Below are 13,121 nucleotides of genomic sequence, written 5' to 3' on the forward strand. Positions count from 1 at the left end.
AGGTCATCCTGGAGCACTACACCCAGATGAAGAACATCATGATCAACCTCTCCGAAGCCCCCTCTGGCTTCTATCCCAACAAGTAAGCAAAACTATGAAAAGTCCGGCGCGGTTCATTCCGCGCCGGACTCAGTCTGTCGAAAAAGTGCCCATATGTCAAATCGTATGCAAGAGCCTCGCAGAGTTCCGTCGTCCGCAGACAACGGAATCAAGTCAAATCTGTTTTTTCCGGGGACATGTGCCTCGGAAAAAACACTTCTCAGGCCGCAAGTGTGGAATTTGGCCGCTCCGGACAAATTATGCGCGCAGCGGCCTGCATCTCTTCTCGCACGTGCTTGCACGTGCGAGAGAGCCTGTCGACTTTGTCGACAGGCTCAGTCCGGCGCGGTTCATTCCGCGCCGGACTTTTTTGCTCTCTTGTGAAACATTTTCCACCGGGATAGGATATTTAGAGTGAAATGCATTTCAAGGAGACGCGCTATGATGACAGACCAACAGTTCACGCTCCTGGCCCAGCGGTATATGGACACCATTTTCCGGCTGGCGTTCCACTACACCAAAAGCCAGACAGAGGCGGATGACATCACACAGGAGGTGCTCCTCAAGCTCTATCGGACGGACAAGTCCTTTGAGAGTGAGGCTCACATCAAGCACTGGCTGCTCCGGGTGACCATCAACGCCTGCAAAAAGGCGCTCCTGTCCCCCTGGCGGCGGACAGAGCCCATTGGGGATCATGTGGCAGCTCCCCCCTTCCCCAGCCCGGAACACAGTGAGCTGATGGACGCAGTCCTGGCTCTGCCCGCCAAGTACCGGGTCCCCATCTATCTGCACTACTACGAGGACTACTCCTGCGACGAGGTGGCCGCCCTCCTCCATATCCCCAGCGCAACGGTCCGCACCCGCCTGCGGCGGGCCCGGGCCCTGCTGAAAATTGATCTTCAGGAGGCGAAGGAGCATGTTTGACAAAAAGACCTATCGGGAGGCCGTGTCCTCCCTCCATGCCTCCGGGGAGATCCTTCAGGAGGTCAAAAACATGACACATCAGAAAAAAAAGCCCTTCCGGCTGTCCAGAACCATCGCCCTGGCCGCCGTCATCACCACCCTCTGCGCTGTGGCCGCCATAGCGGCGTCAGGCTTCATCCGTTACGAAAATCCCGGTGCCATGCTCCGGGCCTTCTTCGGAAAAAACGTGGACTCCAGCGAGGGCATCGTGGAATACGACGAAGCCGGCAGGCTGATCACCAACGTCCCGGCCTGGGAGCGGCTGCCCCTGGATGAGAGCGTGGCCCAAGAGCTGGTGGCCCCCTATCTCTTCGCCGCCGGTGGGCAGGCGGTATATGGACACTACACTCTGACGGTGGAGGCCGGGCTGTACGACCCGGTTGTGGGGGCCGGCCTGCTCTACTGCCGGGTGGCGCATCCCGACGGGGTGAGTGGGTATGAGGTATTCCCCGACGGAGAGCTGTGGTGGCCGGAGGATGCCCCGGTATTTACCACGACCACCGCAGCCGGCAGGACCTATCTGGACACCGCCTCCACCACCGACGACACGCTCTGGCTGTGCACCTACTTCATTACAGATGATGCCAGCCTCCAGGTGTCCATCGGCAACGGCCAGAACCGTCTGGATATGTCCACAGTCACAGTGGCGCTGCCGGAGAGCGGCGGCCTGGCGGACGTGACGCTGGCGGAGGGCGCCGTCACCCTCTCCCCCATCGGCATCCGCATCGATGAGACGGCTCTGGGCCTGCCGCAGGACAGCGACATCGATCGGCTGATCCTCCACTACGCCGATGGTTCGGACTACACGGTGGAGGATGACGAGGCCTTTGTCTCCAACCGCACCTATGCCCTCATCGACCATGGGACCTCCGTCTATACCTTCAACCGCATCGTGGATACCCAAGCGGTGATCTCGGTGACCATCGACGACGTCCAATATCCTGTATCGTAATCGCAGCGACAAAAGGGCCCTGCCCCGGAAAACATTTTCCGGGGCAGAGCCCTTCACTCAATGGTACCAAATCACCAGCAGGGTCCCCTTCCCCACCGCCACCCGGCTCGCCACGCCGGTGAACTCATTGCTCACACCCAGTGGAAAATCGCAGGTGAGGACGGCATCCTTCAGGGGATACTTGAGGCCCTCCAGGGTCACCCCTTCCGCCCGGTCCCCCTGGCAGAATACGGAGAGAAAACCGCTGTGGCCGGGGGCAAAGGTCATGTCGCCGTCGGTGACGGCGGCGGCGGTCCAGTCCTCTCCAATCAGGAAGCCCCGTCCACCCCGTGTGGAGAGCCACACCAGGGACTGGAGGTTGGCCAGGGTGTGGTCCACCCGGCCACCGGTGCCGCCGTAGAGCCGGAAGGTGCGGTAGCCCCGCTCCCAGCCCAGCCGGATGGCTGCCATCATGTCAGTGTCATCCTTTTCCACCGGAAGGTCCACCACCTTGGGATGATCGGGCCGGAAGCCCATGGAGTCGAAGTCCCCCACCACCAGGTCCATATCGGTTCCCCGGGCCGTGAGTGTCCCGTAGCCGCCATCGGCGGCAATGACGAAGTCCCCCGCCTCCGGTACAAAATCCCGGTCGTAAAAGGCCCCCGCGCCCACGATATAACATGTCCCGTCCTGATTCATAACGCTCCCGCCTCTCTCTGCTCGCCTGACTATCAATAGACATTATCATACTCCACAGTACCAGTCCTGTCCAGTGTCGGGCCTCCCGCCTTGCAAAATTTCGCTCGCCGTGGTATAACTGGTCCACATAGGAATACCGGAAAGGTGGTTTTTCCACATGTTTCGTAATATGAGACGAAAAGATCAGGTCCTCTCCCGGGAGGAGTGCCTGGCTGTGCTGGACCGGGGCACCTCCGGGGTGCTGGCCGTCCACGGCGACGACGGCTATCCCTACGCCGTCCCCCTGAGCTACGCCTACGAGGACGGCAAGCTCTGGTTCCACTGCGCCCGGCAGGGCCACAAGCTGGACGCCATGCTTCGGGACCCCAAGGTCTCCTTCTGCGTGGTGGACCGGGACCAGGTGGTCCCCCTGGAGTACACCACCTACTTCCGCAGCGTCATTCTCTTCGGAACTGCCAGGGTGCTGGAGGACCCGGCGGAGATCCGCGCCGCCCTGGAGAAGCTGGCCCTCCGCTATGCTCCCGAGGACAGCGAGGCCCACCGGGAGGCGATTCTGGAAAAGGAGCTGCCCGCCGTGGTCATGGTGGAGGTCACCGTGGAGCACCTGTCCGGCAAGGAGGCCATTGAGCTGGTCCGCAGCCGCCACGCGCTGGAGTGAGATACAAAAGGAGGTCCCTGCCCGTTGCGGGCAGGGACCTCCTTTTGTTATTTCCGCTTTCCGCAGCTCTGGCCACAGGAGGCGCAGTCGCCGCCGCAGCCTCCGCCGCAACAGCCGCACTCGCCCCGGAGCTGCCGCCGGACGTGGTGGACCAGGTAGACCACCGCCCACAGGATGAGCAGGGCCACAGCGGCATAGATGACGTATTTCATAGCCTCTCCTTTCAGCCCAGCAGCAGGCTGCCGATCTGATAGACCAGGAAGGAGCCGATCCAGGCGGCGCACAGCTGCCAGCCGATGGAGGCCAGGGTCCACTTTACGGAGTTCATCTCCTTGCGGATGGTGGACACCGCCGCCACACAGGGGACATAGAGCAGCACGAACACCAGGAAGGAGTAGGCGGCCAGGGGGCTCTGGAAGGTACCGCTCAGCGCGGCGGCGATGGTGGCGCCGCTGGCAGTCATGGAGAAGCCGTAGAACATGCTCATGGAGGACACCACCATCTCCTTGGCGATGAGGCCGGAGAGGAGTGCCACCGCCGCCTGCCAGGTGCCGAAGCCCATGGGGCGGAAGATGGGCGCCAGGAAGGAGCCGATGTGGCCCAGGATGGAGTACTCCGCGTCGGACACCATGCGGAAGGCGCCGTTCTCCACGCCAAAGGTCTGCAAGAACCACAGCAGCACGCTCATGGCCAGGATCAGGGTACCCGCCTTGATGAGGAAGCCCTTCACCTTCTCCCACACGTGGAGGCTGATGTTCTTCAGGGTGGGCAGCCGGTACGGGGGCAGCTCCAGCACGAAGGCGGCGGGCTCGCCCTTGAACACCAGCTTCTTGAGCAGGATTCCGGAGATGATGGCGAAGATCAGGCCCAGGAAATAGAGGGAAAACACCACCAGTCCGCCGTATCTGGGGAAGAAAGCGGCGGTGAGCAGGCCATACACCGGCAGCCGGGCGGAGCAGGACATAAAGGGCACCAGCATGATGGTCATTCGGCGGTCCTTCTCGTTCTCCATGGTGCGGGCGCCCATGACGGCGGGCACGGTGCAGCCGAAGCCCATGAGCATGGGGATGAAGGCTTTGCCGGACAGGCCAAACCGGCGGAGCAGCCGGTCCATGATGAAGGCCGCCCGGGACATATAGCCGGAGTCCTCCAGGAAGGACAGGAAGATAAACAGGATGGCAATCTGGGGCAGGAAAGTAAGTACGCCGCCTACGCCGGCGATGACGCCGTCCACCAGCAGGGCCTCCACCCAGGGAGCGGTACCGGCTACGGCCAGAGCCCCGCGGACCCACTGGGCAAAGCAGTCGCTGATGAGGAAGTCCACCCCGTCGGACAGGATCTGTCCGGGCCCGAAGGTGAGGGCGAACATGGCCAGCATCATCAGCAGGAAGACGGGGATGGCCAGGAACTTGTGGGTGACGATGGAGTCGATCTTGTCGGAGAGGGTCAGGGCGTCGTGGGGCTGGCCCTTCACCACCGCCGCGCTCACCACCTTCTGGATGAACTGATACCGGCTGTCGGCGATGAGGGTCTCCCGGTCGCCCAGGACATAGGCGCTCTCATAGTCCCGGCAGATGGCCTCCAGCTTCTCCTTGGTCCTGCCGTCCAGGCCCAGGGCCTTCTCCACCAGGGAATCTCCCTCGATGAGCTTGATGGAGGCCCAGTGGGCGGGCATGCCCACCTCATAGGCCTTGTCGTGGATGAGCTCACCCACCTGGTGGTGGATGCGGTGGGTGTAGTCGTCGTAGAGGTCGTCGGGCTCCACCGTCACGCCGATGTGCATCTGCCGGTGGGCCACCCGGAGCATCTCCTCCACGTTCTTCCCCGACCGGGCGGTGATGGGAATCACCGGCACCCCCAGCTGCTGGGAGAGCTTCTCGACGTCGATGCGGTCGCCGCGCTTCTCCACCTCGTCCATGAAGTTGAGGGCGATGACCATGGGGCGCTCCAGCTCCAGGAGCTGGGCGGTGAGATAGAGGTTGCGCTCGATGTTGGTGGCGTCGATGATGTCGATGATGGCGTCGGGGTGCTCGCCCACGATGAAGTCCCGGGCCACGATCTCCTCCATGGAGTAGGGGGAGAGGGAATAGATGCCCGGCAGGTCCACGATGGTCACCGACTTGCCGTCCACCGAAGCCTTACCCTCCTTCTTCTCCACCGTCACGCCGGGCCAGTTGCCCACATACTGGTTGGAGCCCGTGAGGGCGTTGAAGAGGGTGGTCTTGCCACAGTTGGGGTTGCCCACCAGGGCCAGCTTCATCTCACGGGTGTCGTGACTGGCGTAGTCGGGCACACCCCCGTGGTACTCCTTCTCATGGGCGTGGTCGGCCTCCATCTTCTTCTGGGTGGCCGCGTCCGGGGCCTTCTGCACCGCCTGCCGCCGCCGGCTGCGCTCCTGCCGCCGGGCGTTGGCCTCCTCCTCGCTGGTGGTCACCTCGATCTGGGCCGCGTCCTCCTTCCGGAGGGAGAGCTCGTAGCCCCGGATGTTCACCTCGATGGGGTCGCCGAAGGGCGCCACCTTCCGCACCGTCACTGTGGTGCCGGGGGTGAGCCCCATGTCTACCAGCCGGCGCTTTACCGGCCCCTTGTCACTGCCTACCTTAAGAATGACCGCGCTGTGGCCCGGTTCCAGGTCCATCAGCGTGCCCCTCTTGTTCAACGTCTCTGACGCCATCTCTTACTCCTTGCCTCCACTGTCCATCGGGGCTAATATTTCGTCCGCGAAGGATTAGTCTTGTCAAACTTCTTCCGCTCTTTATACTACTACGTCCCCCGGGGGAAGGCAAGTCCAAATATCGCCCTCTAAAATGGTAGGTTTTGTTCACTTGGCACAACTTTCTTCCAAAATTTATGTTAACTAATCTCGCCCCCCTTTCTTGACGAAAGGGGGCGGGTTGGATAAAATAGAACAGAAATCTATCCCAAGGAGGGACGCCATGAGCATGAGAAAAAAGTTCACCACACTGCTGACGGTCCTGGCCCTGCTGTACGCCCTGACCCTCACCGCCTTTGCCGCCGGTCCCAACGGGACCCTCTCCGTACAGCTTTACAGCTGGAACCAGCGCACCTACACACCGGCCTCCGCAGAAGTGGTGAAGCTCACCCTCAACGGCGACCCCCTGACCGGCGACGTCCCCGCCATGATCCGGGACGGCCGCACCCTGGTCCCCATCCGCCTGGTGGGTGAGGCCCTCCAGGCCCAGGTCCTCTGGGTCCAGCAGACGGGACAGGTCATCCTCACCAAGGGCGAGGATGTCATCGTCCTCACCCTGGACAGCGCCACCGCCATTGTCAACGGCGTGTCCACCCCCCTGCCCGACAGCGTCCCCGCGCAGGTGGTGACCTACGACGGCGCCGACCGCACCATGATTCCTCTGCGCTTTGTCTCCGAGGAGCTGGGCGCCCAGGTGGAGTGGGACCAGGCCACCTATACCGCCCATCTGACAGCCGAGCTCGCGGAAACTACCCCTGAGACTCCCACCCAGGAGCCTGAGACGCCGGTCCAGGAGCCCCAGGAGCCGGAGGACCCCATTCCCGGTGAGGACATCGCCCGGATCACCGGTATGAGCTGGAGTGCCGGCACCCTCACCATCACCACCGACCAGGCGCCCAACTGCAAGGTCACCGACCTGGGCAGCCGGGTGGCCATTGACTTCCTCGACACCACCCTGTCAGAAGACTTTACCGGCTGTGAGGTCGTTGACCCCTATCTTGCCGATGTACGCTATGCCCAGCACGGTGCCGACTTCTACCCCGGCAGCGACCACACGGTGCGTTTTGTGCTGGACCTGGCCGCCGGTGCCACCGCCGCCGGCAACCTGACCATCACCACCACCCTCACCGGCGTCAGCGTTTCCACCCACGGAGCGCCTCAAACCACCCCCACCGTCTCCATCGTCCCCCAGGACTATACCATCGTCATCGACCCCGGCCACGGCGGGGACCGACCCGGCGCCTGTTATGAGGACATCATGGAGAAGGACATCGACCTGGCCGTCTCGCTGAAGCTGGTCTCCATCCTCCAGAACCAGGGCTTTCAGGTTATCATGACCCGCTCCACCGATGTGGAGATCGGTCTCTATGAGCGGGCCGACCTGGCCAATGCCGCCGGTGCCGACGTCTTTATCTCCATCCACGCCAACGCCACGGAAAATCTCCCTGACTACCAGGGCATCTATACATATTACCACCCCTCCAGCAACCGGGGCGCCCGGCTGGCCCAGGCCATCCAGGCCCCCCTGTGTCAGATCACCGGCGGCATCGACCGGGGCATCAAGGACGCCGACTTCGTGGTGCTGCGGGAGACCGATATGTGTGCGGTCCTGGTGGAGATGGGCTTCATGACCAACCATGAAGAGCTCATGAACCTGACCGATGACAGCTACCAGCAGCTGCTGGCCCAGGGCATCGCCCAGGGCATCGTGGACTATCTGACCGCGGAGGCCCAGACGGCGAACGCCTGATGTTTCCCGGATAAATGAAACAAGCGTGGACGCTCGGCGTCCACGCTTGTTTTTGTTTGCGTCAGGGCAGGAGCCAGACCACCACGCCCAGCACCACCAGGCCGATCACATTGGCCAGGGTGAAGATTCCCAGGTACCGCAGGGGCTTGGCCCCCTCGGTACGGATGTAGAGCTTAAAGGAGATGAGGCTGGCCAGGGAGGCGATGAGGGTGCCCAGGCCACCCACGTTGGTACCCACCAGCAGGCCCTTCCAGTCCTCGGTGAAGGTGGAGAGGAGCACGGCGGCGGGCACGTTGCTGATGACCTGGCTGGCCAGGGCGGAGGTGACCACGGTGTTCCAGTCCATGAGGCCGGTGAGGAAGGTCCGCACCGCCCCGATCCGGCCCAGGTTGCCTGAGAAGACAAAGAAGCACACGAAGGTACACAGCAGGGCGTAGTCCACCCGGGGAAAGAGGTGGCGGGCGAAGAGGGCCGCCGCCAGGATGACCACCACCAGCAGGGCGGGCCAGGGCAGCACATGAAAGACAGAGAGAAGACACAGGACGAAGAGGAGGAGCATCAGCTTGAGCTGTCCCGGTTTGCCGATGCCACCGGCGTCCTTGAAGTCTACCCGGATGATGTCCCCGCTGGTGGTGCCGGCAGCCAGCACCAACCCCGCCAGGCTCACCGCCGTCAGCGGCAGAACGGCGGCGAAGAAGGCCCCCATGGGGATGCCGAACCGGGAGCAGAGGAAGAGGTTCTGGGGGTTGCCTACCGGCATGGCCATGCTGCCCAGGTTGGCGGCCACGGTCTGAAGGGTGACGATGTAGGGGAGCTGGGCCTGCCGGCCGGTGAGCTCCAGCACCAGCACGGCAAAGGGCACGAAGGTGATGAGGGAGACGTCGTTGGTGATGAGCATGGAGCTGAAAAAGGGCAGCAGCACCAGGGCCAGGGCCAGGAAGCGGAACCGCTTCTCCCCCGCCAGGAGCCGCCGGGCCAGCAGGTCGAAGAGGCCGCAGTCCTGGAGCCCGGCCACCACCAACATGAGACAGAAGAGAAGCGCCAGCACCCGGTAGTCCACATAGTCGGCATAGCCGCCGTCGGGGGGCACCAGGAACATGGAGACCACCGCACACAGGAAGGCGATGCACAGCACCGCTTCCTTTTTGACAAATGCCTTCACTTGGTCTCTGCCCCCTTAGAAGAGACCGGTGATGACGCCGTTTTCATCCACGTCGATGTTCTCGGCGGCGGGGACCTTGGGCAGGCCGGGCATGGTCATGATGTCGCCGGTGAGCACCACCACGAAGCCGGCGCCGGCGGAGACCTTCACCTTCTGTACCGTAATGCGGAAGCCGGTGGGAGCCCCCAGCTTGCCGGCGTCGTCGGAGAGGGAGTACTGGGTCTTGGCCATGCACACGGGGAGGCCGCCGTAGCCCAGCTCGGTGAGCCGCTGGAGCTCCTTGGCGGCGGCGGGGGCGTAGTCCACCCCGTCGGCGCCGTAGACCTTCTTCGCCACGGCCTCGATCTTCTCAGTGAGGGAAGCATCGCTCTCATAGGCGAAGCGGAAGCTGGGCTTCTCCTCGTCGATGATACGCAGGACCTCCCGGGCCAGCTCCTCCCCGCCGGCGCCGCCCTTGCCCCACACCTGGCTCAGGGCCACCCGGACGCCGTACTTCTCACAGGCCGTGCGGATCATGGCGATCTCGGCCTCGGTGTCGCTGTCAAACTGGTTGATGGCCACCACGGCGGGCAGGCCGTACACCTTGGTGATGTTCTCCACGTGCTTGAGGAGGTTGGGCAGGCCCTTTTCCAGAGCGGAGAGGTTCTCCTTGCCCAGGTCGGCCTTGGGGCAGCCGCCGTGGTGCTTCAGGGCCCGGACGGTGGCCACGATGACCACTGCATCCGGGGTGAGCCCCGCCGCCCGGCACTTGATGTCCAAAAACTTCTCCGCGCCCAGATCGGCGCCGAAGCCGGCCTCGGTGACCACATAGTCCCCCAGTTTCAGGGCGGTGTCGGTGGCCGACACAGAGTTACAGCCGTGGGCGATGTTGGCGAAGGGGCCGCCGTGGATGAAGGCAGGGGTGTGCTCCAGGGTCTGGACCAGGTTGGGCCGGATGGCGTCCTTCAGCAGGGCGGTCATGGCCCCCTGGGCCTTCAGGTCGGAGCAGTACACCGGATCGCCGGCGCGGTTGTAGGCCACCACCATGCGGCCCAGCCGGGCCTTCAGGTCCATGAGGTCGGAGGCCAGGCAGAGGACCGCCATGATCTCGCTGGCCACGGTGATGTCGAAGCCGTCCTCCCGGGGGACGCCGTTGACCTTGCCCCCCAGGCCGCAGACGATGTTGCGCAGCTGGCGGTCGTTCATGTCCACACACCGCTTCCAGGTGATGCGGCGGACGTCAATGTCCAGGGCGTTGCCCTGCTGGATGTGGTTGTCCAGCATGGCGGCCAGCAGGTTGTTGGCGGCCCCGATGGCGTGGAAGTCGCCGGTGAAGTGGAGGTTGATGTCCTCCATGGGTACCACCTGGGCATAGCCGCCGCCGGCGGCGCCGCCCTTGATGCCGAAGACCGGCCCCAGGGAGGGCTCCCGCAGGGCCAGGACGGCCTTTTTCCCCAGCCGGTGGAGGGCATCGCCCAGGCCCACGCTGGTGGTGGTCTTGCCCTCGCCCGCCGGGGTGGGGTTGATGGCGGTCACCAGGATGAGCTTGCCCTTCCGGGGAACGTCCCGCAGGGCCAGGGTGTCCACCTTGGCCTTGTACTTGCCATAGTACTCCAGCTTGTCCTCATCCAGGCCCACCTGCTGGGCGATCTGAGCGATGGGCAGCATCTCCGCCGCCTGGGCGATCTCAATATCCGTTTTCATACTTCCGACCCCTTTCTCTCTTCTCCTTATTTATGGATTCAGCAGGGCCGCCGCCGCGGTCCCCACCAGATTGGCGTCCTCGATCTGACGGAACACCATGTGCCGGCCCAGGGTGCCGGTGATGTAGCTGCCGCACAGCCGTTCCAGCTTCCCCCGGAACAGGTGTCCTTTATAGAAGGTAGAGCCCTCCGCCACCACGCAGGCGGGGCGGTGGATGCGCTGCCCGGCGCCGGTCTGGAGAAGGATGCCCGCCAGGTTGGCGCACACCAGCCGGGCGGAGCGTTCCACGATGCGGTCAATGATGGTATAGACCGCCTCCCGGTCATCCTCGCTGTCACAGGCGGCGGCCAACAGGCTGTCTCCGTAGGGCCGGGCGGTGAAGGCGTCGGCCTGGACCATGGTGAGGCCCTCCAGACCGGTCAGGAAGGCGTTGAGCTTGTCAGAAAAGAGGCCGTCGGCCGCGCCCTGCCGCAGGGCCCGCCACACCAGCTCACCCTGGTAGCGGCCGGAGACCATCTTCTCATAATGACACAGGCCGGGGTCCACGCTGTTTTCATCCAGCGCCTTGTCAAAGGTGCTCAGGGGCGCACCATCGAACCGGGCCGACTCCATGTTGATAAGCATGGTGTCCTGGTCCCAGGGGGTGGTCACCTTCCCCAGATTCTCCCGCTTTTCCACATAGCAGGTGTTGACGCCGGTGCCGTAGATGAGGCCGATGTATCCGTCAAAGCGCTCCTCTCTGAGAGCGGCCACGCCGCCCAGCAGGGCGGCCACCGTATCGTTGAGGACCACGAAGGTGACCCCCTCGGCCCCTTTGGCAGCCAGGGCGGCGGAGATGTCCCGGCCCAGTTCCTTGTCCTTGGAGCCGGAGATCTGGACCTGCTTGGAGATGTTGAGGACCTTGCCGTCCCGGTTGGGGAGGATCTCGGCGGCATAGGAGAAGCACAGTCCCACCCGGCGGCTGCGGCCTGTCAGGGGGAGGACTGCGTCGGAGACCTCATCCACAAAGGTCTCCCAGGTAATGGGGGCCTGGGAGCCGGGCATGGGGAAGACCCGCAGGTCCTCCACCACCGGTCCCTGATCCGTGATGGTGACCAGGCCGATGCGGAAGTTGGTACCGCCGGCGTCGATGACGATGGTGGGGGTATCCTTGGGGATATCCCCGTCCAGGGACAGATAGGTGGGGAGCATCATCATCCAGGCCTCCGGGTCCCCCCGGAGCCCCTTTTCCATGTCGGCCTGAAAGGCCCTGGCACAGGCATCCACGTCCACCAACGCCGGGTCCAGGCCGTATTTGCGCAGAAATGCCTCCGTTTTGCCGACGATATCGGCCATATGGCTCACCTCTCTCTATGATTTGGCGGATCGAACCGCCCTTGTGATAAAAAAGAGACAGGGCAGGCTTTCTCTTCCTGCCCTGTCCCTTATTGTACCATAATCCCGTGCCGCTGCACAGTCCTTTGGTAAAAGTCCTTACTTCTTGGCCAGATACTTACGCATATCCAGAGCGCAGGCAAAGAGGATGATAGCGCCCTTGATGAGGTACTGGAGGTTGGGGTCCACCTTCATCATGGTCAGGCCGATGAAGATGAGGCGGAGCATCAGCACGCCGATAACAATGCCGCGGATCTTACCGATGCCGCCGACGAAGGAGACGCCGCCGATGACGCAGGCCGCGATGGCGTCCAGCTCGTAGTTGAGGCCGGTGTTGGCGGTGTTGGAGCCGATGCGGGCGCCCTCGATGAAGCCGGTGAAGCCGTACATGGCGCCGGCCAGGGCGAATACCATCATAGTGGTGAGGAATACGTTGACACCGGAAACCCGGGCGGCCTCTTCATTGGCGCCCAGAGCGAACATGTTCTTACCAAAGGTGGTCTTGTTCCAGATGAACCACATGATGGCGGTGAGAATAATGGCAAACCACACGTAGTTGGGGATAGCGGTACCGCCAATGCTCAGGATGGAGCCCTTGACGAAATCGGTGTAGGAGGCATCCAGGTTGGAGATGGCCATGCCCTTGTTGTTACCGGCCTGGACATACAGCAGCAGGATCGTGTAGACGATGAGCTGGGTGCCCAGGGTGACGATGAAGGGGTGGAGCTTAAACTTGGCCACGAAGAAGCCGTTGAAGCAGCCAAAGGCGGCGCCGATGATCATAGCGATGGGGATGACGGCCCAGATGGGCAGGGTGCCCATGTCAGGCCACATCTTGTTGGCCAGGTTGGCGGTGCTCTGGAGCAGGGAGGCCGAGACGCAGGCGGTCAGGCCCACGATACGGCCGGCGCTCAGGTCGGTGCCGGTCAGGACGATACATCCGGCGATACCCAGGGCGGCGGGCAGATAGGCAGCCGTCTGGGAGATGATATTGATGATGGAAGTGGCCTTTAGGAAATTCTCATTGGAAATGGCGATGTAAATGACGGCCAGCAGCATCAGGATGATGAGGGCGTTATTGAGGATCAGATCCCCGATCCGCTTGGCATCCCAAGTCTGCTTTTCCAGGGTCTTGGTCTGGTTACTCAT

Annotated in this window: 11 protein-coding genes; 4 read left to right on the forward strand and 7 right to left on the reverse strand. The window is 63.1% G+C overall.

What is annotated here, in order from left to right:
* Positions 1-480: 480 nt before the first annotated feature.
* Complete coding sequence (locus Q0K15_RS04095) at positions 481-963, forward strand: sigma-70 family RNA polymerase sigma factor (protein WP_294512612.1); 483 nt, start codon at positions 481-483, stop codon at positions 961-963.
* The gene (locus Q0K15_RS04100; RefSeq protein WP_294512615.1) at positions 956-1,954 is read left to right on the forward strand and encodes a hypothetical protein; all 999 of its coding nucleotides are present in this window, start codon (positions 956-958) and stop codon (positions 1,952-1,954) included. The genes Q0K15_RS04095 and Q0K15_RS04100 overlap by 8 nt, the downstream gene beginning before the upstream one ends.
* A gap of 57 nt (positions 1,955-2,011) precedes the next feature.
* On the opposite strand, the gene Q0K15_RS04105 is transcribed toward Q0K15_RS04100, so the two are convergent.
* Positions 2,012-2,632 (reverse strand): thiamine diphosphokinase, encoded by a 621-nt coding sequence (locus tag Q0K15_RS04105; RefSeq protein ID WP_294512618.1) that lies wholly within the window; start codon positions 2,630-2,632, stop codon positions 2,012-2,014.
* A gap of 157 nt (positions 2,633-2,789) precedes the next feature.
* On the opposite strand from Q0K15_RS04105, the gene Q0K15_RS04110 reads away from it, so the two are divergent.
* Complete coding sequence (locus Q0K15_RS04110; protein ID WP_294512620.1) at positions 2,790-3,290, forward strand: pyridoxamine 5'-phosphate oxidase family protein; 501 nt, start codon at positions 2,790-2,792, stop codon at positions 3,288-3,290.
* A 47-nt stretch (positions 3,291-3,337) separates the two neighbouring features.
* On the opposite strand, the gene Q0K15_RS04115 is transcribed toward Q0K15_RS04110, so the two are convergent.
* Positions 3,338-3,502, reverse strand: a complete 165-nt coding sequence (locus Q0K15_RS04115; RefSeq protein WP_294512622.1) for a hypothetical protein — start codon at positions 3,500-3,502, stop codon at positions 3,338-3,340.
* An 11-nt stretch (positions 3,503-3,513) separates the two neighbouring features.
* Positions 3,514-5,928, reverse strand: a complete 2,415-nt coding sequence (gene feoB, locus Q0K15_RS04120; RefSeq protein ID WP_294512625.1) for a ferrous iron transport protein B — start codon at positions 5,926-5,928, stop codon at positions 3,514-3,516.
* Positions 5,929-6,226: 298 nt separating this feature from the next.
* On the opposite strand from feoB, the gene Q0K15_RS04125 reads away from it, so the two are divergent.
* Positions 6,227-7,753, forward strand: a complete 1,527-nt coding sequence (locus Q0K15_RS04125; protein WP_294512628.1) for an N-acetylmuramoyl-L-alanine amidase — start codon at positions 6,227-6,229, stop codon at positions 7,751-7,753.
* 61 nt (positions 7,754-7,814) lie between these two features.
* Here Q0K15_RS04125 and Q0K15_RS04130 read toward each other — a convergent pair whose 3' ends face one another.
* From Q0K15_RS04130 to Q0K15_RS04145, 4 genes are all read right to left on the reverse strand, one after another.
* The gene (locus tag Q0K15_RS04130) at positions 7,815-8,915 is read right to left on the reverse strand and encodes an SLC13 family permease (RefSeq protein WP_294512631.1); all 1,101 of its coding nucleotides are present in this window, start codon (positions 8,913-8,915) and stop codon (positions 7,815-7,817) included.
* A gap of 15 nt (positions 8,916-8,930) precedes the next feature.
* Positions 8,931-10,598, reverse strand: coding sequence for a formate--tetrahydrofolate ligase (locus Q0K15_RS04135; RefSeq protein ID WP_294512633.1), 1,668 nt, complete (start codon positions 10,596-10,598; stop codon positions 8,931-8,933).
* Positions 10,599-10,628: 30 nt separating this feature from the next.
* Positions 10,629-11,933, reverse strand: coding sequence for a hypothetical protein (locus tag Q0K15_RS04140; RefSeq protein ID WP_294512635.1), 1,305 nt, complete (start codon positions 11,931-11,933; stop codon positions 10,629-10,631).
* 138 nt (positions 11,934-12,071) lie between these two features.
* The gene (locus Q0K15_RS04145) at positions 12,072-13,121 is read right to left on the reverse strand and encodes a beta-methylgalactoside transporter (RefSeq protein ID WP_294512638.1); all 1,050 of its coding nucleotides are present in this window, start codon (positions 13,119-13,121) and stop codon (positions 12,072-12,074) included.

It is taken from the genome of uncultured Intestinimonas sp. (genome assembly GCF_944387245.1).
Classification (GTDB): Bacteria; Bacillota; Clostridia; order Oscillospirales; family Oscillospiraceae; genus Intestinimonas.